This is a genomic window from Streptomyces sp. S3(2020) (assembly GCF_013044505.1).
Taxonomy (GTDB): Bacteria; Actinomycetota; Actinomycetes; order Streptomycetales; family Streptomycetaceae; genus Streptomyces.
The window spans coordinates 1-21,775 of the sequence record NZ_JABERD010000129.1 but is presented as its reverse complement, the minus strand read 5'-3'; the positions used below and the strand labels follow the sequence as shown (position 1 = coordinate 21,775).

At 71.2% G+C, this 21,775-nt stretch carries 25 protein-coding genes and 1 riboswitch; of the genes, 15 read left to right on the top strand and 10 right to left on the bottom strand.

Annotation, left to right across the window (positions count from 1 at the left end):
* The first annotated feature begins 193 nt into the window (after positions 1–193).
* Entirely contained in the window at positions 194–652 is a 459-nt protein-coding gene (locus HLK59_RS32355; RefSeq protein ID WP_171145125.1) for an ATP-binding protein, read from the top strand.
* A 97-nt stretch (positions 653–749) separates the two neighbouring features.
* Here HLK59_RS32355 and HLK59_RS32350 read toward each other — a convergent pair whose 3' ends face one another.
* The 3 genes from HLK59_RS32350 to HLK59_RS32340 all read right to left on the bottom strand — a co-directional run bounded on the left by HLK59_RS32350 (position 750) and on the right by HLK59_RS32340 (position 2,673).
* The gene (locus tag HLK59_RS32350; RefSeq protein ID WP_171145124.1) at positions 750–1,223 is read right to left on the bottom strand and encodes a C40 family peptidase; all 474 of its coding nucleotides are present in this window, start codon (positions 1,221–1,223) and stop codon (positions 750–752) included.
* 3 nt (positions 1,224–1,226) lie between these two features.
* A riboswitch (cyclic di-AMP (ydaO/yuaA leader) is annotated at positions 1,227–1,437 on the bottom strand.
* 278 nt (positions 1,438–1,715) lie between these two features.
* Entirely contained in the window at positions 1,716–2,030 is a 315-nt protein-coding gene (locus HLK59_RS32345; protein WP_171145123.1) for a hypothetical protein, read from the bottom strand.
* Positions 2,031–2,037: 7 nt separating this feature from the next.
* Positions 2,038–2,673: an ATP-dependent Clp protease proteolytic subunit gene (locus HLK59_RS32340; RefSeq protein ID WP_171145122.1), complete on the bottom strand. Its 636-nt coding sequence runs from the start codon at positions 2,671–2,673 to the stop codon at positions 2,038–2,040.
* Between the two features lie 64 nt (positions 2,674–2,737).
* Here HLK59_RS32340 and HLK59_RS32335 point away from each other — a divergent pair, with 64 nt between their 5' ends.
* A complete protein-coding gene (locus tag HLK59_RS32335) occupies positions 2,738–3,034 on the top strand; it encodes a type II toxin-antitoxin system Phd/YefM family antitoxin (protein ID WP_171145121.1) in 297 nt (98 codons plus the stop codon).
* A gap of 102 nt (positions 3,035–3,136) precedes the next feature.
* Here the strand turns inward: HLK59_RS32335 and HLK59_RS32330 are convergent, their stop codons facing one another.
* Positions 3,137–4,144 (bottom strand): ABC transporter permease, encoded by a 1,008-nt coding sequence (locus HLK59_RS32330; RefSeq protein ID WP_240982762.1) that lies wholly within the window; start codon positions 4,142–4,144, stop codon positions 3,137–3,139.
* A 117-nt stretch (positions 4,145–4,261) separates the two neighbouring features.
* Here HLK59_RS32330 and HLK59_RS32325 point away from each other — a divergent pair, with 117 nt between their 5' ends.
* The 8 genes from HLK59_RS32325 to HLK59_RS32290 all read left to right on the top strand — a co-directional run bounded on the left by HLK59_RS32325 (position 4,262) and on the right by HLK59_RS32290 (position 11,311).
* Positions 4,262–4,909 (top strand): TetR/AcrR family transcriptional regulator, encoded by a 648-nt coding sequence (locus HLK59_RS32325; RefSeq protein ID WP_171145120.1) that lies wholly within the window; start codon positions 4,262–4,264, stop codon positions 4,907–4,909.
* A 111-nt stretch (positions 4,910–5,020) separates the two neighbouring features.
* Positions 5,021–5,323, top strand: a complete 303-nt coding sequence (locus tag HLK59_RS32320; RefSeq protein ID WP_028808600.1) for an urease subunit gamma — start codon at positions 5,021–5,023, stop codon at positions 5,321–5,323.
* 11 nt (positions 5,324–5,334) lie between these two features.
* Positions 5,335–5,646: an urease subunit beta gene (locus HLK59_RS32315; protein WP_171145119.1), complete on the top strand. Its 312-nt coding sequence runs from the start codon at positions 5,335–5,337 to the stop codon at positions 5,644–5,646.
* Positions 5,639–7,360: an urease subunit alpha gene (locus HLK59_RS32310; protein WP_171145118.1), complete on the top strand. Its 1,722-nt coding sequence runs from the start codon at positions 5,639–5,641 to the stop codon at positions 7,358–7,360. Before HLK59_RS32315 ends, HLK59_RS32310 begins: the two co-directional genes overlap by 8 nt.
* Entirely contained in the window at positions 7,360–8,034 is a 675-nt protein-coding gene (locus HLK59_RS32305; RefSeq protein ID WP_171145117.1) for an urease accessory UreF family protein, read from the top strand. The genes HLK59_RS32310 and HLK59_RS32305 overlap by 1 nt, the downstream gene beginning before the upstream one ends.
* Before the next feature lie 132 nt (positions 8,035–8,166).
* Complete coding sequence (gene ureG, locus HLK59_RS32300; RefSeq protein WP_171145116.1) at positions 8,167–8,844, top strand: urease accessory protein UreG; 678 nt, start codon at positions 8,167–8,169, stop codon at positions 8,842–8,844.
* Positions 8,841–9,596: an urease accessory protein UreD gene (locus tag HLK59_RS32295; protein WP_171145134.1), complete on the top strand. Its 756-nt coding sequence runs from the start codon at positions 8,841–8,843 to the stop codon at positions 9,594–9,596. The genes ureG and HLK59_RS32295 overlap by 4 nt, the downstream gene beginning before the upstream one ends.
* 113 nt (positions 9,597–9,709) lie before the next feature.
* Positions 9,710–11,311, top strand: coding sequence for an alpha/beta hydrolase (locus HLK59_RS32290; RefSeq protein WP_171145115.1), 1,602 nt, complete (start codon positions 9,710–9,712; stop codon positions 11,309–11,311).
* Positions 11,312–11,546: 235 nt separating this feature from the next.
* Here the strand turns inward: HLK59_RS32290 and HLK59_RS32285 are convergent, their stop codons facing one another.
* The 4 genes from HLK59_RS32285 to HLK59_RS32270 form a co-directional block, all read right to left on the bottom strand.
* Entirely contained in the window at positions 11,547–12,272 is a 726-nt protein-coding gene (locus HLK59_RS32285; protein ID WP_171145114.1) for a lysophospholipid acyltransferase family protein, read from the bottom strand.
* Positions 12,273–12,615: 343 nt separating this feature from the next.
* Positions 12,616–13,839, bottom strand: coding sequence for an ornithine--oxo-acid transaminase (gene rocD / locus HLK59_RS32280; protein ID WP_240982761.1), 1,224 nt, complete (start codon positions 13,837–13,839; stop codon positions 12,616–12,618).
* Positions 13,836–14,660 (bottom strand): dimethylargininase, encoded by an 825-nt coding sequence (gene ddaH, locus HLK59_RS32275; protein ID WP_171145113.1) that lies wholly within the window; start codon positions 14,658–14,660, stop codon positions 13,836–13,838. Before ddaH ends, rocD begins: the two co-directional genes overlap by 4 nt.
* Before the next feature lie 124 nt (positions 14,661–14,784).
* Positions 14,785–15,300, bottom strand: a complete 516-nt coding sequence (locus HLK59_RS32270; RefSeq protein ID WP_171145112.1) for an Lrp/AsnC family transcriptional regulator — start codon at positions 15,298–15,300, stop codon at positions 14,785–14,787.
* Positions 15,301–15,378: 78 nt separating this feature from the next.
* Here HLK59_RS32270 and HLK59_RS32265 point away from each other — a divergent pair, with 78 nt between their 5' ends.
* From HLK59_RS32265 to HLK59_RS32250, 4 genes are read left to right on the top strand one after another with little or no spacing between them, the layout of a single operon-like run.
* Positions 15,379–16,143, top strand: a complete 765-nt coding sequence (locus tag HLK59_RS32265) for a LytTR family DNA-binding domain-containing protein (RefSeq protein WP_171145111.1) — start codon at positions 15,379–15,381, stop codon at positions 16,141–16,143.
* 2 nt (positions 16,144–16,145) lie between these two features.
* Positions 16,146–16,505 carry a hypothetical protein gene (locus tag HLK59_RS32260; RefSeq protein WP_171145132.1) on the top strand — a complete coding sequence of 120 codons (360 nt, stop codon included), beginning with the start codon at positions 16,146–16,148 and terminating at the stop codon, positions 16,503–16,505.
* On the top strand, positions 16,502–18,214 hold the full coding sequence (locus HLK59_RS32255; RefSeq protein WP_171145110.1) for a cation acetate symporter: 1,713 nt from the start codon (positions 16,502–16,504) through the stop codon (positions 18,212–18,214). The genes HLK59_RS32260 and HLK59_RS32255 overlap by 4 nt, the downstream gene beginning before the upstream one ends.
* A 34-nt stretch (positions 18,215–18,248) precedes the next feature.
* A complete protein-coding gene (locus HLK59_RS32250; protein WP_171145109.1) occupies positions 18,249–19,430 on the top strand; it encodes a histidine kinase in 1,182 nt (393 codons plus the stop codon).
* An 8-nt stretch (positions 19,431–19,438) separates the two neighbouring features.
* Here the strand turns inward: HLK59_RS32250 and HLK59_RS52105 are convergent, their stop codons facing one another.
* A complete protein-coding gene (locus tag HLK59_RS52105; RefSeq protein WP_277349549.1) occupies positions 19,439–19,570 on the bottom strand; it encodes a hypothetical protein in 132 nt (43 codons plus the stop codon).
* 58 nt (positions 19,571–19,628) lie between these two features.
* Positions 19,629–21,485 carry a serine/threonine-protein kinase gene (locus HLK59_RS32245; protein ID WP_171145108.1) on the bottom strand — a complete coding sequence of 619 codons (1,857 nt, stop codon included), beginning with the start codon at positions 21,483–21,485 and terminating at the stop codon, positions 19,629–19,631.
* A gap of 48 nt (positions 21,486–21,533) precedes the next feature.
* Here HLK59_RS32245 and HLK59_RS32240 point away from each other — a divergent pair.
* Positions 21,534–21,775: hypothetical protein (locus HLK59_RS32240; protein WP_206327853.1), on the top strand; the 242-nt coding region annotated here is incomplete at its 3' end.

Below are 21,775 nucleotides of genomic sequence, written 5' to 3'. Positions count from 1 at the left end.
CCGGGCCGCCCAAATACGGTCTTCCGTCGGAGAGTTCACCGCTTCGAGCGACAGATATATGCATATCTTGGTGGATCGGCACCGTGACCGGCCGGGTAATGGCAGTCTGGCGATGAAGCACCAGTCCGGGACCGTACTCGAACCATCCGCTCCGTGTCGGACTGCGGTCCCGTGGGAAAGGGACGACGTCGCCATGGCAGACCATCTGGAAGCATCCGTCACTCTGCCGAGCGATCCCGCCTCGGTCTCCGCGGCCCGCACGTATGTCATCGGCACTCTGGCGGAATGGGGTCTGCCGGCGGACACGGAAGCGGCCGAGACGATCCGGCTCATCGTCTCCGAACTCGCCACCAACGCCGTACAGCACACCTTCGGGCAGTCACCCACCTTCACGGTGGACATCCAGCTCGACCGTGACGAACAACTGCGCATCGGGGTCACCGACAGCCATCCGCGGTTCCCCAAACGGCTGCCGGCCGCCGTCCAGCAGGACAACGGCCGTGGCATGGTCATCATCCGCTGGCTGACCGCGGAGTGCGGCGGCAAGCTGAGAGTCCGGCCCACCCGTGAGGGCGGCAAGACCGTCTCCATCGAACTCCCGTGGACGGTACCGGCCGAGCCGGTCTCCGCGGCGGGGCAGCAGGAGCCGTAGAGAGGCGCCTCCGGAAACGGAGGCGCCTCTCAGGGCGTCACGGCCGGCCCCGCGAGGGTGACGGCAGGTCAGGTCGCCGACACCCCCACGGGACAGGTCACTTGACCCGGCCGTACCAGACGCTCTTGGTCCAGATCTTCTGCAGCTTCACGACCTCCCCGCTCTTCGGGGAGTGCCAGATCTTCCCCTTCCCGGCATAGATGCCGACGTGGTACACGCTGGAGCCGGAGTGGAAGAACACGAGGTCTCCGGCCTTGCGGTTCCCCGCGGAGATGTGGCGGGTCTTGTTGTACTGCTGGGCCGCCGTCCGAGGCAGGCTCTTGCCCGCCTTCTTGTACGAGTAGAGCGTGAGCCCGGAGCAGTCGAACCGGTGCGGTCCCGCGGCGCCCCACTTGTACGGGGAACCCTTTTTGGAGGCCGCTACCTGGAGTGCCTTCGTCGCCGATGTGGCGGCCTCGGCGTCGGATGCGACGCCCGGGACCACGATCGAGCCGCCCACTGCGGCGATGGTGAGAGCCGAGGCCGTACCGGCCCGGACCATGAGCGACGGGACACGATTGAGCGCAGACATGCGCAACCCTTCGTCAGCCGCCTGTGAAGGATGACCTGTCGGATTCGGGCTGGCGAAGTTGCCCGGCCGCTGCTGCGGCTTCACCCCAAGGGCTGCTCGGGACGGCTGTTGACGGCCGTTCCGGCGACCCGTCGTGCTTGGGTCCTCCACTCCTGCCGATCCACTCCTGTCGACCGGTCATCCGTGCGGCGGCAGGACTCGGCGTCCGCCCGGATCGCCCCGCCGCTGCGGCGGGGTCTTGTCGTCAGACAGGGATCTTCACGCACTCCACGCCGAAAAACCCAATGGAATCGGGGATTTGTGGTGTTACTCACCACTCACCCGTTCGGGTGGACACTCGGCTGTTCGAGGGAGCGTCGAGGGGGTCGAGGACCCCCGGACCAGCGACGGAGGTACTCATTCCGGAGCTGGGCTACGCGCGTTGCGCAACCTCGACGGCCCTGTCGGAGGAGGGGTGTCTACTCCAAACGGGGGTACGCCTTTTGGTCCGTTTCAACCTCGGTCCGGACACTGCGGCGGCAGCGTGACCCGGGCTGTGCGCCGCTCGCCGTCGAGCACCCGCAGCGCCCGCGCCAGGGTCATGGCGTGCACCTCGGTCTCGCCGCGCTGATGCATGGTCGCCAGCGCGTCGCGCAGTTCGGCGGCCTTCGCCACCAGCGCCTGGGCGGCCCGCAGTCCGCGGTAGGTGTCACCGTGATGCGCCGGGTTGATGCGGCCGAGCAGGTCGACCACTTCGAGGTAACGGTCGATCAACTCGCCCTCGGCGCGCGTCAGGGCGGGCAGCGGAGGAAGTTCCGGTGGCAGCATCGCCCGCTCACCGGGCGCCGGGCGCGGTGCGTGACGCCTTGCGGCTGGGGATGATCCGGTCCACCAGGCCGTATTCCACGGCCTCTTGCGCGTCCAGGATCCTGTCCCGCTCGATGTCCGCGGTGACTTGCTCGTGGGTGCGCCCGGTGTGCCGTACGAGCATCTCCTCCAGACGGAGGCGGACGCGCCCCAATTCCTCGGCCTGTATGGCCAGATCGGAGGCCTGTCCCTCCAGCGGCCCGGGCAGGGAGGGCTGGTGGATGACCATGCGCGCGCCGGGCAGGGCGAACCGCTTGCCCGGGGTGCCCGCCGCCAGCAGCACCGCGGCGGACGAGCCGGCCTGTCCCAGGCAGACCGTCTCCACGTCGCAGGTGACGAACCGCATCGTGTCGTAGATCGCCGACATCGCGCTGAACGAGCCGCCGGGGGAGTTGATGTAGAGGGAGATGTCCCGGTCCGGGTCCTGGTACTCGAGGTGCATGAACTGGGCCATCACATCGTTCGCCGACGTGTCGTCGACCTGGGTGCCGAGGAAGACGATCCGCTCCTCCAGGAGCTTCGAGTAAGGGTCCGTCGTCTTCTGGCCGGCGCTCGTGCGTTCCGTGAACTCGGGCAGGACATGGCGGGCGGACGGTCGGGTCATGAGGCACCCCTCCTTCTGTGTCTGTAAAAAATGTACAGGACGTACGTGACGCTAGAATGGGGTCATGGCCTACGAGATTCCGGTGACGCAAGCCAGGGCTGAGCTCGCCGACCTGATCAACCGCGTGGTGTACGGCGGTGAGCGCGTCGTCGTGACCCGCCACGGCAAGCCCCTCGTCGCCCTCGTCTCCGCCGCCGACCTGGAGCGACTGGAGAAACTCGCGGAGCCCGTGGGGCCGGCCGAGTTCGCCGAGGAACAGGTGATCACCGCGGTCTCCGCCGTCCGCGAGGCCGCGTCCGCTTCCCGCGAACAGCAGCGCTTCGGCATCACGGCGCACCACCGCGGGGCCGGGGCCTCCTGAGGCACGGAAGGGCCGCGCACGGTAAGTCGGCACACCGAATGACCGCGCACCGAAAGACCGCGCACCGACAGGGGTGCGCGGTCTTTGTCGTGGAGCGGTCCGTCAGCCGGCCGGCGCGAGCTCCCGCTCCGGCGTCACCACGGGCTCGACGCTCTTCTTGCGGTCCTTGAGCGCGCTGCCCAGCAGCACGGCGCCGAGACCGAGCGCCGCCCACCAGGCCAGCGTCAGGGCGGGGCCCGTCGCTGCCGCGCCGTCGAAGTACGCCACCGAGCGGGTCAGGGTCGCGCTCGCCCCCGGCGGCAGCCACTGGCCGATCATGCCGGCCGGCTCGGGCAGCATCTGCGGCGCCGAGGCCGCGCCGGACCACGGGTTGCCGAACAGCATGATCACTCCGGCGACGATGCCCACCCCGGCGGTGCCGAGCAGGGCGGCGAGACCGGCGACGGCGCCGCTCACGGCCAGTGCCGCGAGTGCGAACACCCCGGCCTCCGCCCACCAGTCGCCCGCGATGACGCCGAGCCAGCTGTCCGCGACACCGGCGGCGGCCACACCGACCAGCGCGGAGGTGCCGACCAGGACGAGCACGGCACGCGTCCCGCGCAGCCCGCTGAAGGTCACCATCGCACCCGCCGCCATCCCGGCCAGGGCCAGCGGCAGCACGCTGGCGCCCAGGGCGGCGCCGCGCGGGTCCGTGGCCGGGGCGGCCACCACGTCGACCGTCCTGACCTGTGTGCCCTCGGCGGCCGCCTGCTCCGCCACCGCCTGCTGGAGCAGCTGGGCGACGACCGGGCTCGCGGCCGAGGCGGTCAGCAGCTCGGGACCGTCGGCGGTGACGACGACCGCCCCGTATACGGTCCGGTCCTCGATGGCGTCCCGGGCCGCGGCCCCGTCCTTGTAGTGGTGGAGCTCGAACGCGCCCCCGTGCCGCGCCAGTTCCTTCTCCACCTGGGCGGTCGCGGCGGTGGGCCCGGCGATGCCGAGCGGCAGGTCCCGGGGCGCGGTGCGGGCGGCGGGCCAGGCGAAGGCCCACAGGGCGAGCGCCGCGATGACCGGGACGAGGACGGCGACCGCGATCATGCGACGGGCGGTCCCGGTGGGAGCGGTGGACATGGTGGTTCCCTTCCGAGCGGAATCCAAAAAGAAGGATCGTTCGTTTTAGTTACGTCACCACCGTCCTGCGGTCGGCGCCTCTTGTCAAGAAGGAACGTTCGTTTTAAGTTGGTGACCATGGCCCGCGTATCCCAGGAACACCTCGACGCCCGTCGCCGGCAGATCCTCGACGGCGCCGCGATCTGCTTCGCCCGCAACGGCTTCCATGCCACGTCCATGCAGGACGTGCTGAAGGAGGTCGACCTGTCGGCCGGAGCGGTGTACCGCTACTTCAGCGGCAAGGAGGAGCTGATCGCCGCGGTCGTCGGGGAGGTGCTCGCCTCGGTCCGCGGGGCCTTCGAGGAGGCGTCGCGCCAGAGCCCGCCCCTGCCGCCGGACGAGCTCCTCACCGTGGTCCTCGGCCGCACCCTGGCCGCCCGGGAGAACCTGACCTTCGAGGGCGAGCCCGCCTTCCCGCGGCTCGTCGTCCAGGTGTGGGCGGAAACCCTGCGGAACAAGGAGCTGGCGGTCGTGCTGCACGACGGGTACGCAGGAGTGCGGGCGGCCTGGGCGCGGATCGTCGAGGGCTACCAGGACGCCGGGATGATGAGAGCCGACGTGCACCCCGACCACGTGGCCCGCACGATGATCGCGGCCGCGGTCGGCTTCCTCGCCCAGCAGGCACTCTTCGGGTCCGCCCCGGTCGATGTCCTCCGGGACGGTCTACGGGCGTTGATGAGCATGTCGGACGAGCGCACCGCAACCGGCGGATCACAGCTCGGTTAACTTGCCTGAAATGCGGTCCAACTAGCCTTCCGCCACGCCACCAGGGACTTTGCCCCGGGGCGGAGGCAACCGGACCCCGCACGGTCCGGAGCGAGGACTGTGAGGTGGGACGTGCAACTGACCCCGCACGAGCAAGAGAGGCTGCTCATCCACGTGGCGGCCGACGTGGCCGAGAAGCGCCGGGCCCGGGGGCTCAGGCTCAACCACCCGGAGGCGGTCGCCCTCATCACGTCGCACATCCTCGAAGGCGCCCGTGACGGCCGTACCGTCGCCGAGCTGATGTCCTCCGGACGCAAGCTGCTCACCCGGGACGACGTCATGGAGGGCATCCCCGAGATGATCCACGACGTCCAGGTCGAGGCGACCTTCCCGGACGGCACCAAGCTCGTCACCGTCCACGACCCGATCGTCTGACGGGGGCCGCCGTGATTCCCGGAGAGATCCTTTTCGCCGAGGACCCGATCGTCTACAACGAGGGCCGCGAGGTCACCCGCCTCACCGTCCTCAACGCAGCCGACCGGCCCGTCCAGGTCGGCTCCCACTACCACTTCGCCGAGGCCAACCCCGGCCTGGAGTTCGACCGCGGCGCCGCGCGCGGGATGCGGCTGAACATCGCCGCCGGCACCGCCGTGCGCTTCGAGCCCGGGATCCCCGTCGACGTCGAACTCGTCCCGCTCGCCGGCGCCCGGATCGTGCCCGGACTGCGCGGGGAGACCGGAGGTGCCCTCGATGCCTGAGATCTCGCGTGCCGCGTACGCCGACCTGTTCGGCCCGACCACCGGCGACCGCATCCGGCTCGCCGACACCGACCTGATCGTCGAGATCGAGGAGGACCGCTCCGGCGGTCCCGGACTCGCCGGTGACGAAGCGGTGTTCGGCGGCGGCAAGGTCATACGTGAGTCCATGGGACAGTCGCGTGCTACGCGCGCAGACGGCACTCCGGACACCGTCATCACGGGCGCGGTGATCATCGACCACTGGGGGATCGTCAAGGCCGACGTCGGTATCCGTGACGGCCGGATCACCGCGATCGGCAAGGCCGGCAACCCGGACACGATGGACGGCGTCCACCCCGACCTGGTCCTCGGCCCCGAGACCGAGATCATCGCGGGCAACGGACGGATCCTCACCGCCGGCGCGGTCGACGCGCACGTCCACTTCATCTGCCCGCAGATCGCCGACGAGGCGCTGTCCGCCGGTGTCACGACCCTGGTCGGCGGCGGCACCGGACCCGCCGAGGGCTCGAAGGCGACCACCGTGACGCCCGGCCCCTGGCATCTCGCCCGCATGATGGAGGCGATGGAGCAGTACCCGCTCAACATCGGCTTCCTCGGCAAGGGCAACACCGTCTCGCACGAGGCGATGTACTCCCAGATCCGCGGCGGGGCACTGGGGCTGAAGCTCCACGAGGACTGGGGCTCGACCCCGGCCGTCATCGACGCCTCGCTGACCGTGGCGGACCAGACGGGTGTCCAGGTCGCCATCCACACGGACACGCTCAACGAGGCCGGGTTCGTGGGCGACACGCTCGCCGCGATCGCCGGACGCGGCATCCACGCATACCACACCGAGGGTGCGGGCGGCGGGCACGCGCCGGACATCATGACCGTCGTCTCCGAACCGCACGTCCTGCCCAGCTCGACCAACCCGACACGGCCGTTCACCGTCAACACAGCCGAGGAACACCTCGACATGCTGATGGTGTGCCACCACCTCAACCCGGCGGTGCCGGAGGACCTGGCCTTCGCCGAGTCCCGGATCCGGCCGACGACGATCGGCGCGGAGGACGTCCTCCACGACCTCGGCGCGATCTCGATCATCTCCTCCGACGCCCAGGCCATGGGCCGCGTCGGCGAGGTCATCATGCGGACCTGGCAGACCGCCCACGTCATGAAGCGCAAGCGGGGCGCACTGCCCGGCGACGGACGGGCGGACAACCAGCGGGTACGCCGGTACGTCGCCAAGTACACGATCAACCCGGCGATCGCCCAGGGTCTCGCTCGCGAGGTCGGCTCGGTGGAGACCGGCAAGCTCGCCGACCTCGTGCTGTGGGAGCCCGCGTTCTTCGGGGTCAAGCCGCACCTCGTCGTCAAGGGCGGCCAGATCGCCTACGCGCAGATGGGCGACGCCAACGCGTCCATCCCCACCCCGCAGCCGATCCTGCCGCGGCCGATGTACGGCGCGATCGGGCGGGCACCGGCCGCCAACTCCTTCAACTTCGTCGCCCCGCTGGCGATCGAGGACGGACTGCCGGAGCGGCTTCAGCTCGGGAAGCGGTTCGTGGCGATCGAGTCGACGCGCGGGGTCACCAAGGCGGACATGCGGGAGAACGACGCCCGGCCGCGTGTCCAGGTCGATCCCGACAGCTTCGCCGTGCACATCGACGGAGAGCTGGTCGAGGCCACACCGGCCGCCGAACTGCCCCTGGCCCAGCGTTACTTCCTGTTCTGATGTCCAGGGGAGCACTTCTCGTCCTGGCCGACGGCCGCTTTCCCGCCGGGGGGCACGCGCACTCCGGCGGGGCCGAGGCGGCCGTCAAGGCCGGGCGGATCACCGGGGCGGCGAGCCTGGAGGAGTTCTGCCGGGGGCGGCTCCAGACGGCGGGGCTGGTCTCCGCCGCGCTGGCCGCGGCGGCCGTACTCGGCGTGGATCCCGTGGAGTTGGACGCGGCGGCGGACGCGCGCACGCCGTCGCCCGCCCTGCGGGTCGCCGCGCGGAAGCTGGGGCGGCAGCTGATGCGCGCCGCGCGGGCCACCTGGCCGTCCGGTGAACTCGACGCCCTGGCACGGGAGTTCCCCAAGGGGGCGCATCAGCCCGTGGTGCTGGGGGTCACGGCCCGGGCAGCCGGGCTCGACGCGGTCGACGCGGCGTACTGCGCGGCGTACGAGAGCGTGAGCGGGCCGGCCTCCGCGACGGTGCGGTTGCTGAGCCTCGACCCGTTCGACGCGACGGGGGTGCTGGCCCGGTTGGCGCCGGAGCTGGACCGGGTCGCGGATCGGGCGGTGGAGGCCGGTCGCCGGGTGGTGGAGGAGGGGGTGGGCGCCTTGCCCGCGGCTTCGGCTCCGCTGCTGGAGATCTCGGCGGAGTCGCATGCGGCTTGGCCGGTGCGGCTGTTCGCGTCGTGATTTTCCTCGCCCCCCGCCGACCCCTCAAACGCCGGACGGGCTGAAATACCTAGGGGCGCGGGGAACTGCGCGACCAGCCCCCACGCACCCGCAGCCGCACCCGCACCCGATCACCACGAGCAGGAGCCGTACATGCATCTCGACCATCACCACGACGGCCCCGCCGCCGTCAGCGCGGACTCGCACCGGACCGACGGTTCGCGCCGTGCCCTGCGTATCGGGCTCGGTGGGCCCGTCGGGTCCGGCAAGACCGCCACCGTCGCCGCGCTCTGCCGTGCCCTGCGCGACGAGTTGTCCCTCGCGGTCGTCACCAATGACATCTACACCCGCGAGGACGCCGAGTTCCTGCTGCGTGAGGCCGTGCTGCCGCCGGAGCGGATCACCGCCGTGGAGACGGGGGCCTGCCCGCACACCGCGATCAGGGACGACATCTCGGCGAACCTCGAAGCGGTGGAGGACCTGGAGGACGAGATCGGGCCGCTGGACCTGGTGCTGGTCGAGAGCGGCGGGGACAACCTGACCGCGACCTTCTCCAAGGGGCTCGTCGACGCGCAGATCTTCGTGATCGACGTCGCCGGCGGGGACGACATCCCGCGCAAGGGCGGCCCCGGTGTGACCACCGCCGATCTCCTCATCGTCAACAAGACCGACCTCGCCCCCTACGTCGGCTCGGATCTCGCGCGGATGGCGGCGGACGCCAAGGCGCAGCGGGCCGAACTGCCGGTCGTCTTCCAGTCGCTCAGGAGCGAGGCCGGGGTGGCGGACGTCGCCGCGTGGGTGCGGGCGCAGCTGGCGGCGTGGACCGCATGACGGCGGGCGTGAAGGCCACCGCGCGGATCGGGGCGCGGGACGACGGACGTGGCGGTACGTCGCTGCCGGTGCTGGAGGGCGACGGGCCGCTGGCCCTGCGGCGGACCCGGGGGAGTGCCGACGAGGCGCGGGTCATGCTCGTCGGTGCGATGAGCGGGCCGCTCGGTGGGGACCACTTCACCGTCGAGGCCGACGTGGCGGCCGGGGCCCGGCTGCGGGTCGGGTCGGCCGCCGCCACCATCGCACTGCCGGGACAGGCCAAGGGGGAGGCGCGGTACGACGTACGGCTCACCGTCGCCGACCGGGGCGAACTGCACTGGCTGCCGGAGCAGTTGATCTCCGCGCAGGGCAGTGAGCTGTACGTCACCACACGGGCCGACGTGGCGGAGACCGGGCGGCTCGTCCTGCGCGAGGAACAGGTATTGGGGCGTGCGGCCGAGCAACCAGGTCGGCTCACCAGCCGTCTCACCCTGTGTGTGGCCGGACGTACCGTCCTCGACCAGGAGCTGGCCTGCGGGCCCGGGGCGCCGGCCGGCTGGGACGGTCCCGCCGTGCTGGCGGGACATCGGGCCGTTGGGCAACTCGTCGTCGTACGGCCGGAGTTCGCCGCGGAGCCGGTCGCCGCGCGGGTGCTCGGGGACGGTGCCGTGGTCGTGCCGCTGGCTGGGCCGGCCGTCCTGGTGAGCGCCGTGGCGCCGGACGCGCTGAGGCTGCGCAGGCTCCTGGACGAGGCGCTGGCCTCGATCGGTTAGCGAACGCCTCTCTCCGTTTATCGGATTGGTAAAGAAGAAGCGGCCACCCCTGTTCTCAGGCGACGCACAGCCGCGAGGATCCCCTTGTCATCAACGACATAGGGGAGTTCCAGTTGAGGCACCACAGATCGACAAGGCGGGTCGCGGCGTTCGGCTCGGCCGGAGTGCTGGTCACGGCGACCCTGATAGCCGGGGCCGTCACGGCCCCCACCGCCAGCGCGAGTGCGGCCGGCCGGCACGGCCAGGACCGTGAGGCCCGTGGCGCCGCCATCGCCGCCGACCGCGCCGAGAAGGCCGGGATCGACTGGCAGGACTGTCCCGCCGACTGGGGCTTGGAGAAGCCCATCCAGTGCGGCTGGGTCACCGTGCCGATGGACTACGCCAAGCCCTACGGCAAGCAGATCAAGCTCGCCGTCGACCGGATCGGCAGCACCGGCACCAAGTCCGAGCGCCAGGGCGCGCTCATCTACAACCCGGGCGGTCCCGGCGGCTCCGGCCTGCGTTTCCCGCGCCGGGTCACCACCAAGGCCCCCGTGTGGGTCAACACCTCCAAGGCGTACGACTTCGTGGGCTTCGACCCGCGCGGTGTGGGCAAGTCGGCGCCCATCTCCTGCGTCGACCCGCAGGAGTTCGTGAAGGCGCCCAAGGCGGACCCGGTGCCCGACACCGAGGCCGACAAGCTCGCCCAGCGCAAGCTCGCCCGTGAGTACGCGGAGGGCTGCGCCGAGCGCAGCGGCGAGATGCTGCCGCACATGACCACGCCGAACACCGCGCGCGACCTGGACGTCATCCGCGCCGCGCTCGGCGAGAAGAAGCTGAACTACCTCGGCGTCTCCTACGGCACCTACCTCGGCGCCGTCTACGGCACGCTGTTCCCGGGCCACGTCCGCCGCATGGTCGTCGACAGCGTCGTCAGCCCGTCGCGGGAGAAGATCTGGTACGAGGCCAACCTCGACCAGGACGTCGCCTTCGAGATGCGCTGGAAGGACTGGCAGGACTGGGTCGCCGCCAACGACGCCGCCTTCCACCTCGGCACCACCCGCGCCGAAGTCCAGGCGAAGTGGCTCCAGTTGCGTGCCACGGCCAAGAAGAGCCCCATCGGTGGCGTCGTCGGCCCCGCCGAGCTGATCGGCTTCTTCCAGAGCGCCCCGTACTACGACTCCGCGTGGGTCTCGACGGCCACCGTGCTCAGCAAGTACTTCGCCGGCGACACCCAGGCGGTTGTCGACGCGGCCGCGCCCGACCTGTCGGACACCGCGGGCAACGCCGCCTCGGAGAACGGCAACGCCGTCTACACGGCCGTCGAGTGCACCGACGCCAAGTGGCCCACCAGCTGGAAGAAGTGGGACCGCGACAACACCCGGCTGCACAAGGACTACCCGTTCCTCACCTGGGCCAACGCCTGGATGAACCTGCCCTGCGCGACCTGGCCGGCCAAGCAGCAGACCCCGGTGGACGTCAGGACCGGCAAGGGCCTTCCCGGTGTGCTGATCGTCCAGTCCGAGCGTGACGCGGCGACCCCGTACGGCGGTGCGGTCGAGCTGCACAAGCGCTTCAAGGGCTCCCGTCTGATCACCGAGAAGAACGCGGGCTCCCACGGTGTGACCAGCCTGGTCAACCCGTGCATCAACGAGCGGGTGGACTCCTACCTGCTCAGCGGCAAGCTCGACGCCGCCGACGTCACGTGCGGACCGCACGCGACGCCGAAGCCGTAACACCAAAAGGGGCGGCCCTGCACGGGCCGCCCCTTTTTCATGCCGTGAACTTGCCGCCCTCCGCCGCGTGGTCGAAGAGGCCGCCGCAGGACCGGAACATCACCGGGCACGCCTCCCGCCAGTCCCGCCCGGCCGAGCTGCCCCGTCGCCCCGTTCGCCACAGCACGTCGCGTCATGCGGCGACGGTAGGGCTGTCGGCTCAGGGACTCGCAGGGCCGTGTGGCGACAGCAGAGGTCAGCGCAGCGGGATGCGCGGGAAGCGGCGTTCCTTCTCGGAGCGCTCCGCGGCTTCCGCGGCCTTGGCGACGGCCGCGTACTCGTCGACGTACTCCTGGCCGGAGAGGTTGAGGATGGCGTAGATGATCTCGTCGGTGATGGCGCGCAGGATCGCCTTCTCGTTCTCCATGCCTTCGTAGCGGGAGAAGTCGAGGGGTTCGCCGAAGCGGATGGTCACGGGGTGGATGTTGGGGATGACCTTGCCGGGCGGCTGGGCCTCGAAGGTGCCGATCATCGCGCAGGGGATGACGGGCACCCCGGCCTTCAGCGCCATCACCGCGACACCGACCTTGCCCTTGTAGAGCCGGCCGTCGTGGGACCGCGTGCCCTCTGGGTAGATCCCGAGCAGCTCGTCCTTGCTCAGCACCCCGAGCCCTTCACGGATGGCGGCCTGGCCGGCCTCCTTGCCCGTGCGGTCGACCGGGATCTGCCCGGCACTGCGGAAGAAGAACGCGGTGAGCCGGCCCTTCAGACCCGGGCCCGTGAAGTACTCCTTCTTCGCGAGGAAGGTGATGCGGCGCTTGAGGATCGCCGGCATCAGGAAGTGGTCCGAGAAGGACAGGTGATTGCCGGCGACGATGGCCGCCCCGGTCGTCGGCACATGCTCGAGCCCCTCGATCCGGGGCCGGAAGACCAGTCTCAGCAGGGGTCCCAACAACACGTATTTGAGCAGGTAGTAGAACAACTGGACGCTCCTGACTCCGGAAAATCGGCTCAACCGCCGCGTTCCAGCAGGTCAACCGGCGTGTCGTGGGGCTGCCAGTGTATGTGCATGCGGGGGCGTGCGGAACTGGGTCGCGGGCGGGGGAGGCGGCCGCGGGGCTCAGCCTGGTGCTACTGGCGGGTAGGCGGCAACGGGATCGCTCAGCATGACGGATTCGCGAGCATGGGTGGCGTGGAGGGAGGTCTTGCGCCCCGGCGCGATGCGGGGTGCTGGAAAGCCGATCCACCGCAACCGCCGACAGGACGGGGCCGGCTCCCGTGACCGTCCTCGGAACGGTCACGGGAGCCGGCCCCTCGTCAGGTGCTCAGCCCCGCGTCAGCACCTTCTCCAATGCCCCGAGCGCACCGGAGAGTTCGTCCTCCGTGATCGTCAGCGGCGGCGCCAGGCGGATCGTCGAGCCGTGGGTGTCCTTGACCAACACGCCTTCGCGCAGCAGCCGTTCGCCGATCTCGCGTCCGGTCCCGAACGCGGGGTCGATGTCGACGCCCGCCCACAGCCCGCGGGCCCGGAAGCCGAGGACGCCCTTGCCGACCAGTTCCGACAGGCCGTCCCGCAGTACCACGCCCAACTCGGTGGCCCGGTGCTGGAATTCGCCCGTCTCCAGGAGCTCGACCACGGCCGTGCCGACCGCGGCCGCGAGAGGGTTGCCGCCGAAGGTGGAGCCGTGCTCACCCGGTCGCAGCACGCCCAGCACATCCCGGCGGGCCACCACCGCGGACACCGGGACGATGCCGCCGCCGAGCGCCTTGCCGAGGAGCAGCATGTCCGGGACGACCGACTCGTGCTCGACGGCGAGGGTGCGGCCGGTGCGGCCGAGGCCCGACTGGATCTCGTCCGCGATGAAGAGACAGCCCTTGCGGCGGGTCAGTTCACGGACACCGGTGAGGTAGCCCTCGTCCGGGATCACGACCCCCGCCTCGCCCTGGATGGGCTCCAGGAGCACCGCCGCCGTCGTGTCGTCGACCGCCGCCTCCAGCGCCGCCAGGTCGTTGTACGGCACGATCCGGAAACCGGGGGTGAAGGGGCCGAAGCCCGCGCGGGCCGTCTCGTCGGTGGAGAACGACACGATCGTCGTCGTACGGCCGTGGAAGTTCTCCGCGGCGACCACGATCGTCGCCCGGTCCGCGGGGACGCCCTTCACCTCGTAGGCCCACTTGCGGGCCACCTTGATGCCGCTCTCGACCGCCTCGGCGCCCGTGTTCATCGGCAGCACCATGTCGAGGCCCGTCAGGGCGGCCAGGCGCTCGGCGAACTCGGCCAGCCTGTCGTTGTGGAAGGCCCGTGAGGTGAGGGTGAGCCGGTCCAGCTGGCGGTGGGCCGCCGCGACCAGAGCCGGGTGGCGGTGGCCGAAGTTGAGGGCCGAGTAGCCGGCCAGCATGTCCAGGTAGCGGCGCCCCTCGACGTCCTCCACCCAGGTGCCCTCGGCGCGCGCGACGACCACGGGCAGGGGGTGGTAGTTGTGCGCCAGCACCGGTTCCTCGGCGCTGATCAGATCGGCGGAGGAGCGCGTGTGAACGGCAGCGGTCATGAGCGGATCTCCTGGGTGCAGCACTTGATGCCGCCGCCGGCCTTGTGGAACTCGGAGAGGTCGACGGGGACGGGGACATAGCCGTGGTCGTCGAGGCGCGCGGCCAGCGCCTCGGCCTGCGGCGCGATGAAGACATGGCGGCCGTCGGACACCGAGTTCAGTCCGAACGCCATCGCGTCGTCGCGGGTCGCGAGCACCGCGCGGGGGTACAGCCGAGCGAGCACCTCGCGGCTGCCCGGTGAGAACGCCTCCGGGTAGTACACGATGTTGTTCTCGCCCTCGGAGTCGTCCAGGACGAACAGCGCGGTGTCCAGGTGGTAGAAGTGCGGGTCCACCAGCGTCAGGCTGATCACCGGGTGGCCGAAGAACTCCTGCACCTCGCGGTGGGCCTCCCGGGTCGTCCTGAAGCCGGTGCCGGCCAGGACGTACCGGCCCGTCCAGACGAGGTCGCCCTCGCCCTCGCAGACGGACACCGGGCGGTGGACGTCGTAGCCCGCCGTCTTGAACCACAGGTCGTAGTGCGTGGACTCGGGGCGCCGCTCGGGCGCGTGGAACAGCGAGCCGAAGACACGGCCGCCGACGACGACCGCCGAGTTCGCGGCGAAGACCATGTCGGGGAGGCCGGGGACCGGCTCCAGGGCGTCGATGGCATGACCGTGGGAGCGGTAGGCGCCGATCAGTGCCTGCCACTGCTCCTGGGCCAGGTCCACATCGACATGTGTGTCGGGATGCATCCAGGGATTGATCGCGTACTGCACGGCGAAGTGTCTGGGTTCGCAGACGAGGAAACGCCGTCGGCGCGGCACACGGGAGTCGGACACAGAGGGGTTCCTCCGCTTCCTGCGGTGTCGACTGAGGGTTGACACCAAGGTAAGAAGTGACGGTCACGCCCGACAAGCAACAAGAATTGCGTGTCTGCGCAGGAATGCTGCGTCTTTCTCCGGTTCAACGCAGCTCTGCTGCGCGTCCCGAGGTTTCAATCGGCGCGGGCTGACTCGCACCCGCCTCCGGACTCTCCGGGATCAGATGGGACAGCACCATCACGCTGATCGTCTTCCGGATGAAGGGCTCGATCCGGATCCGCTCCAGCACCTCCTCGAAGTGCTCCACGTCCCGCGCCCGCACATGCAGCAGCGCGTCCGCGCCGCCCGTCACGGTCATCGCCGCGGTGATCTCCGGATGGTTGCGCACCACCTCCGCGAGCCGCCGCGGCGGCGCCGCGCCCTCGCAGTACACCTCGACGTACGCCTCCGTGCGCCAGCCCAGCGCCGACGGCTGCACCGTGGCCGTGAACCCGGTGATCACACCGGTCTCGCGCAACCGGTCCACGCGCCGCTTGACCGCCGTGGAGGACAGCCCCACGGCCGTGCCGATCTCGGCGAAGCTCGTCCTGGCGTTCGCCATCAGAGCGGTGATGATCTTCCGGTCGAGCTCGTCGAACGATGCGGGCGCGCTGTGCATGTCGGCACTGTATCCAGCGGGAACGTCCATACCTCGGCACGTGTGCAGACGTGCGAATTACTCCTACACTCCGGGTTCATGCTGCGCGCCCTGGCTGTCGACGACGAACGCCCCTCGCTGGAGGAACTGCTCTACCTCCTGAACGCCGACCCCCGGATCGGCACCGCGGAGGGCGCCGGCGACGCGACCGAGGCGCTGCGCCGTATGAACCGGGCCCTGGAGTCCGGGCCGCACGGCCCCGAGGCGATCGACGTCGTCTTCCTCGACATCAACATGCCCGGCCTCGACGGCCTCGACCTGGCCCGGCTGCTCACCGGGTTCGCCCGGCCGCCGCTGGTCGTGTTCGTCACCGCGCACGAGGACTTCGCCGTGCAGGCCTTCGACCTCAAGGCCGTGGACTACGTCCTCAAGCCCGTCCGCACGGAACGCCTCGCGGAGGCGGTCCGCCGCGTCGTCGAGCTGCGCACGGCCGAGATCCGTGGCACCACCCCGCGCATCCCGGTCAGCGAGCCCGACCCCGACCACATACCCGTGGAACTGGGGGGCGTGACCCGTTTCGTCAGCGTCGAGGACATCACCCACGTCGAGGCCCAGGGCGACTACGCCCGGCTGCACACGACCAAGGGCAGCCACCTCGTCCGCATCCCCCTGTCCACCCTGGAGGAACGCTGGCGCTCCCGCGGCTTCGTCCGCATCCACCGCCGCCACCTGGTCGCCCTGCGTCACGTCGGCGAACTCCGCCTCGACGCCGGCACCGTCAGCGTCCTGGTCGGCTCCGAGGAACTCCAGGTCAGCCGCCGCCACACCCGCGAACTGCGGGACCTGCTGATGAGGAGGCCGTGACGGTGCCCCAGAACCCCGCCGAACGCCGGGTCGTCGTCACCGGCCCGCCCCGACGGACCCGCCGCGTCCCCGGCTACTACCGCCCCCGCACCGAGATCGACGAACAGACCACCCTCGGCCACACCTACGTCCGCTCCCTGATGCGCACCCAACTGCGCGCCGCCCTCACCGTGTTCGCCGTCCTCGGCCTGCTCGTCGGCCCGCTCCCGCTGCTCTTCGCCGCCATGCCCGACGCCCGCCGCGTGGAGTGGGCGGTCCTCGGCTTCGGCCTGTACGTCCCGCTGGTGCTGCTCGCCCGCTGGTACGTGCGGCGGGCGGAGCGCAACGAACGCGACTTCGTACGCCTCGTAGAAGACCGATGAACTCCACCTACGCCGTTCCGGCCGTCGCCCTCGTCGTGGTCTCGACCGTCCTCGTCGGCGCCTTCGGCCTGCGTATCTCCCGCACGACATCCGACTTCTACGTCGCCTCCCGCACCGTCGGCCCCCGTCTCAACGCGGCCGCCATCAGCGGTGAGTACCTCTCCGCCGCCTCCTTCCTCGGCATCGCGGGCCTGGTCCTGGTCCAGGGCCCCGACATGCTCTGGTACCCGGTGGGCTACACCGCCGGCTATCTCGTCCTGCTGATCTTCGTCGCCGCCCCGCTGCGCCGCTCCGGCGCCTACACGCTGCCCGACTTCGCCGAGGCCCGGCTCGCCTCCCAGGCGGTACGACGGCTCGCCGGGGCCTTCGTGGTCGGCGTCGGCTGGCTGTATCTGCTGCCCCAGCTCCAGGGCGCCGGGCTCACGCTGACGGTCCTGACCGGGGCACCCGACGGGCTCGGCGGAGTGATCGTCGCCGTCGTCGTGGTCGCCACCGTCGCCGCCGGCGGCATGCGCAGCATCACCTTCGTGCAGGCCTTCCAGTACTGGCTCAAGCTCACCGCCCTGCTCGTCCCCGCCCTCTTCCTCGTCCTCGCCTGGCAGGGCGACGGCGCCCCCACCCACGCCTTCGAGGAACCCGCGACCTTCCGCGAACAGCGGGTCGTGCGCGTCGACGACAGCCTCGACCTGAAACTGGACCGCCCGCTGACCGTCACGGTCGACGGCACCGTCGACGGCCGCGCCCACGAGGACACCGAACTCCGCCTCCCCGCCGGCACCCACCACATCGACGCCGGCACCCGGCTGACCTTCGCCGAGGGCGCCCCCGTCCCCGAGGCCGACCGCGACAGCGGTGCCGGTCTGTCCCCCTCGCAGGCCGAGAGCCGCGGCGAACGCCCGCTGTACGCCACGTACGGACTGATCCTCGCGACCTTCCTCGGCACCATGGGCCTGCCGCACGTGGTGGTCCGCTTCTACACCAGCCCGCACGGCGTCGCCGCCCGCCGCACCACCGTCGCGGTCCTCGGCCTGATCGGCGCCTTCTACCTCCTGCCGCCGGTCTACGGCGCCCTCGGCCGCCTCTACGCCCCCGAACTCACCCTCACCTCGAACGCGGACGCCGCCGTCCTGCTGCTGCCCGACCGGATGATCGGCGGCCTCGGCGGCGACCTCCTCGGCGCGCTGGTCGCCGGGGGAGCCTTCGCCGCGTTCCTGTCGACCGCCTCGGGGCTGACCATGGCGGTTGCGGGCGTGCTCACCCAGGACGTCCTCCCGTCCCGCGGGGTACGGCACTTCAGGCTCGGCACGGTCCTCGCCATGGTCGTACCGCTGGCGGCGAGCCTCCTGGTCGGCGGGCTGCCGGTCGCCGACGCGGTCGGGCTGGCCTTCGCGGTGTCGGCCTCCTCCTTCTGCCCGCTGCTCGTCCTCGGTATCTGGTGGCGTCGGCTGACCCCGCCGGGAGCGGCCGCCGGGATGCTGGTGGGCGGTGGCTCCGCCCTGGTCGCCGTGGCCGCGACGATGGCCGGTTTCCCCGGCGCCGGAGCACTGCACGCCCTGCTCGCCTGGCCCGCCCTCTGGTCGGTACCGCTGGCCTTCCTCACCATGGTCCTGGTGTCCCTGGCCACCCCGGGCCGGGTCCCGGCCGGAACGGCGGCGATCCTGGCCCGGTTCCATCTGCCGGAGGAACTGCGGGCGGAGGTGAAGGCATGAGGACATCCCTGACGTGCCTGATCGGGGCGGTCGTATGAGCGGTTTCCTCGCCGGCCTCTGTGTCGCGGTCCTCCCCCTGCTCGCCGCCGGATTCTGGCTCGGCCGCCGTACCGCGCGCCCCGAGAGCCTGCGTGGGCTCGGCACCCCCGTCGAGCACGCCACCTTCGAGACCCTGCACACCGCCTCCCTCGCCGCGCCTCCGCTCAGGGCGGGCCTCACCGAGGAGACCGCCCGCAAGTCGGCCCGCCGGCTGCGCACGCTCCTCGGCACGGACGCCCTGTGCCTGACCGACCAGAAGACGGTCCTGGTCTGGGACGGCGTCGGCGGCCACCACCGCGCCGAGATCATGGAACGGCTCGCCGGCCCCCTGGAGACCGGCCGCGGCGAGGCCTTCCCGCTGACCTGCGACCACCTCGACTGCACGGTCCGCTGGGCCGTCGTGGCACCGCTCACCGTCGACGACCGGATCCACGGCACCCTCGTCGCCTTCGGGCCCCATGAGTCCGCCGTCCTCGTCCGGGCCGCCGGGGAGGTCGCCCGCTGGATCTCCGTCCAGCTCGAACTCGCCGACCTCGACCGGTCCCGCACCCGCCTCATCGAGGCCGAGATCAAGGCCCTGCGCGCCCAGATATCCCCGCACTTCATCTTCAACTCGCTCGCGGTGATAGCGAGTTTCGTCCGCACCGACCCCGAGCGGGCCCGCGAACTGCTCCTGGAGTTCGCCGACTTCACCCGCTACTCGTTCCGCAGGCACGGCGACTTCACCACCCTCGCCGACGAACTCCACGCCATCGACCACTACTTGGCACTGGTCCGGGCGCGTTTCGGCGACCGCCTCTCCGTCACCCTCCAGATCGCCCCGGAGGTCCTCCCCGTCACCCTGCCCTTCCTCTGCCTCCAGCCGCTCGTCGAGAACGCCGTCAAGCACGGACTGGAGGGCAAGGCCGACAAATGCCATATCCAGATCACCGCGCAGGACGCCGGTGCCGAGGCGCTCGTCGTCATCGAGGACGACGGCGCCGGCATGGACCCCGCCGTACTGCGCCGCATCCTCGCCGGCGAGGTCAGCCCCTCGGGCGGCATCGGGCTCTCCAACGTCGACGACCGGCTGCGCCAGGTGTACGGCGACGACTACGGCCTCGTGATCGAGACCGCCGCGGGAGCGGGTATGAAGATCACCGCCCGGCTGCCGAAGTACCAGCCGGGCGTGCACTAGAGGCGGGCTCAGGTACCGCGCGTGACGACCATCCCGAGAGTGATCAGGCCCAGCACGACCCAGCCGAACCACAGCCAGCCGTTGCTGCCGAGCGCCACCGTGTAGGCGGTCACCATGACGAGACCGCCTACGGTGAGCACCCCCATCGTTCTGGTCGAGCCATCCGTAGAACCGGAACCGGGCATCGCAACACCCTCCTCAGGATTCGTCTCCCTCCATGGTGCCCCCGTTCTGCTTCCTGACGGTGCAGACGACGAAATGAGTACCCGCCTTCCAGGGACCTTCGCTCGTCCAGGAGCCCGCCGTGTACACCGACGGGTCGAAGCCGTAGTCCCGTGGCGGCACGTCCCGTCCGCACGCCACGTCCGACTCGGTACGCGCCTCCCCGAGCGTGACATCCGCGGCCAATCGGGTGAACCCGAGCACCTCCTCGTCGTGCGTCCGCGCACAGGACACCAGCCGGGCGGACCGGTTGGACCGCACCTCCAGACAGTCCCGCTTCTGCATGTTCGACACGTCGGAGAACTCCGTGCCGGCCTCGCGGTGATCGCCGAGCGGCCCGTACACCGGCCCGTGCGCACCCAGCACCAGACAGGCGGTGCGCTTCCCGGCGGCCGCGAAACCCGCCTCGCTCGGTACCACGGCGAAGCTGCGGACATCCGCCAGCTTCCCGCGGAGCTCCTCGGTCCGCTCCGCGCACCCCGCCGGGCCCTGCTCCCGGGCCTCGGCGGCGGACGCGGCCCCGACGAAGGCCAGCACCTGCCCGTCGGCCGTACTGCCGCAGCCGGACTCCGTCCGCAGCCGCGGAGTGCCCTGGAAGGCACCGCCGGCCCCCCAGTCGGCCAGTACGCAGTCGCCGTCCCTGAGCGGCTCGGACAGCCCGATCTGCGAGCCGTACGGCGACGCGGTCCCGCCCTCCTTCCCGTCGGCGGGCGGCTGCTGGGCCACGGCGTACCAGACCCCGCCCCCGGCCAGGGCCAGCCCCAGCAGACCCGCGAGGGCGGAGTGCAGGGCCCGGGGGCGGGTACGCCGCCTGCCGCCACCCGACGTGACCAGGGGCCCGAAGCCGTCGGGGACGGCCTGCGGCGGCGGAACAGGTGCGGGTGGTGCGGGCGCGGGAGACGCCGGCTGCGCCCAGGGCGGCTGAGATCCGAGGTCGGTCTGCGTCCGGGCGTGGGCCTCTGCCTGCGACGCGACGAGCCGCGACAGTGCCGCCTCCACCTCGGCGGCGGAGATCCGCGCCCGCGGATCCTTGATCAGCATCGCCTCCAGCACGGGCCCCAGGGCGCCGGCCCGCTCCGGTGGCCGCGGATCCTCCATGACCACCGCGGAGATCTCCGCGAAGTGCGACTCGCGGTCGAACGGACCGCGGCCCTCCACGGCGTGGTAGAGCGTGCAGCCCAGCGAGAACAGGTCCGCGGCCGGGGTGGGCGGCCCGCCCGTGGCGCGCTCCGGCGCCAGATAGCCCGCCGTGCCCACCAGCACGGACGTCAGCGTGTACCGCGTCTCGCCGGCGTCCGGCTGCACGGAGATGCCGTAGTCGGTGAGCACGACACGGCCGTACGGCGACCCGGAGCGGTCCGGCGCGAGCAGGATGTTCGCCGGTTTCACGTCCCGGTGCATGACGCCCCGCTCATGCCCGGCGGTCAGCGCGTCCAGCACGGCGAGGCCGACACGGGCGCACTCCGCGGGCTGGAGCGAGCCACGCCGGGCCACCAGCTCGCGCAGGTCCACCGCGCCCGCCACGTACTCCATGACGATCCACGGCAGCCCGTCGTGCTCCAGTACGTCGTGCACGGTGACCACATGCGGATGGCCGCGCAGCCCCGCCGCGTGCCGGGCCTCCGCACGGGCCCGTGCCACCCGGGCCTCCCGCTCGTGACCGGCCTCCACCGCGTCCCGGAAGGCGATCTCCTTGAGGGCGACCTCGCAGGCGAGTCTCTGGTCGTGGGCGAGCCAGACATGGCCCATGCCGCCGCTGCCGAGCTGGTTCAGCAGCAGATAGCGGCCGGCGATGACCCGGCCCACTCCCGACGTCGACTGTCCTGAAGGCATCCGGTGACTCCCGGGGTCTGCGGTGGCGCCAGACGGTGGCGCTAGACGGTGGCGCTTTCCGTGGGCTCCTCGGTGGCGGGCTCACTGGTGGGCGGCTCGCTCGTGGCCGGCGCGCTGCTGGTGGCCGGGGCGCTGGTGGTCTCCGGTGGCGGTGGCGCGCTGCTCGTCGTCTCCGACGGAGGCGGTGGCGGTGGCGGTGCGCTGGTCGTCACCGGCGGTGACGTGGTCACGGCCGGAGGAGAGCTTGTGACGGGCGGGCTGCTCGACGGCGGGGGCGAGGAGCTGGGCGG

What these genes read in the sequence shown, in the direction of transcription:
- HLK59_RS32355 (WP_171145125.1), top strand. Translation starts at nt 194, where the DNA reads ATGGCAGACCATCTGGAAGCATCCGTCACTCTGCCGAGCGATCCCGCC.
- HLK59_RS32350 (WP_171145124.1), bottom strand. Translation starts at nt 1,223, where the DNA reads ATGTCTGCGCTCAATCGTGTCCCGTCGCTCATGGTCCGGGCCGGTACG.
- HLK59_RS32345 (WP_171145123.1), bottom strand. Translation starts at nt 2,030, where the DNA reads ATGCTGCCACCGGAACTTCCTCCGCTGCCCGCCCTGACGCGCGCCGAG.
- HLK59_RS32340 (WP_171145122.1), bottom strand. Translation starts at nt 2,673, where the DNA reads ATGACCCGACCGTCCGCCCGCCATGTCCTGCCCGAGTTCACGGAACGC.
- HLK59_RS32335 (WP_171145121.1), top strand. Translation starts at nt 2,738, where the DNA reads ATGGCCTACGAGATTCCGGTGACGCAAGCCAGGGCTGAGCTCGCCGAC.
- HLK59_RS32330 (WP_240982762.1), bottom strand. Translation starts at nt 4,144, where the DNA reads ATGTCCACCGCTCCCACCGGGACCGCCCGTCGCATGATCGCGGTCGCC.
- HLK59_RS32325 (WP_171145120.1), top strand. Translation starts at nt 4,262, where the DNA reads ATGGCCCGCGTATCCCAGGAACACCTCGACGCCCGTCGCCGGCAGATC.
- HLK59_RS32310 (WP_171145118.1), top strand. Translation starts at nt 5,639, where the DNA reads ATGCCTGAGATCTCGCGTGCCGCGTACGCCGACCTGTTCGGCCCGACC.
- HLK59_RS32305 (WP_171145117.1), top strand. Translation starts at nt 7,360, where the DNA reads ATGTCCAGGGGAGCACTTCTCGTCCTGGCCGACGGCCGCTTTCCCGCC.
- ureG (WP_171145116.1), top strand. Translation starts at nt 8,167, where the DNA reads ATGCATCTCGACCATCACCACGACGGCCCCGCCGCCGTCAGCGCGGAC.
- HLK59_RS32295 (WP_171145134.1), top strand. Translation starts at nt 8,841, where the DNA reads ATGACGGCGGGCGTGAAGGCCACCGCGCGGATCGGGGCGCGGGACGAC.
- rocD (WP_240982761.1), bottom strand. Translation starts at nt 13,839, where the DNA reads ATGACCGCTGCCGTTCACACGCGCTCCTCCGCCGATCTGATCAGCGCC.
- HLK59_RS32270 (WP_171145112.1), bottom strand. Translation starts at nt 15,300, where the DNA reads ATGCACAGCGCGCCCGCATCGTTCGACGAGCTCGACCGGAAGATCATC.
- HLK59_RS32265 (WP_171145111.1), top strand. Translation starts at nt 15,379, where the DNA reads ATGCTGCGCGCCCTGGCTGTCGACGACGAACGCCCCTCGCTGGAGGAA.
- HLK59_RS32255 (WP_171145110.1), top strand. Translation starts at nt 16,502, where the DNA reads ATGAACTCCACCTACGCCGTTCCGGCCGTCGCCCTCGTCGTGGTCTCG.
- HLK59_RS32250 (WP_171145109.1), top strand. Translation starts at nt 18,249, where the DNA reads ATGAGCGGTTTCCTCGCCGGCCTCTGTGTCGCGGTCCTCCCCCTGCTC.
- HLK59_RS32245 (WP_171145108.1), bottom strand. Translation starts at nt 21,485, where the DNA reads ATGCCTTCAGGACAGTCGACGTCGGGAGTGGGCCGGGTCATCGCCGGC.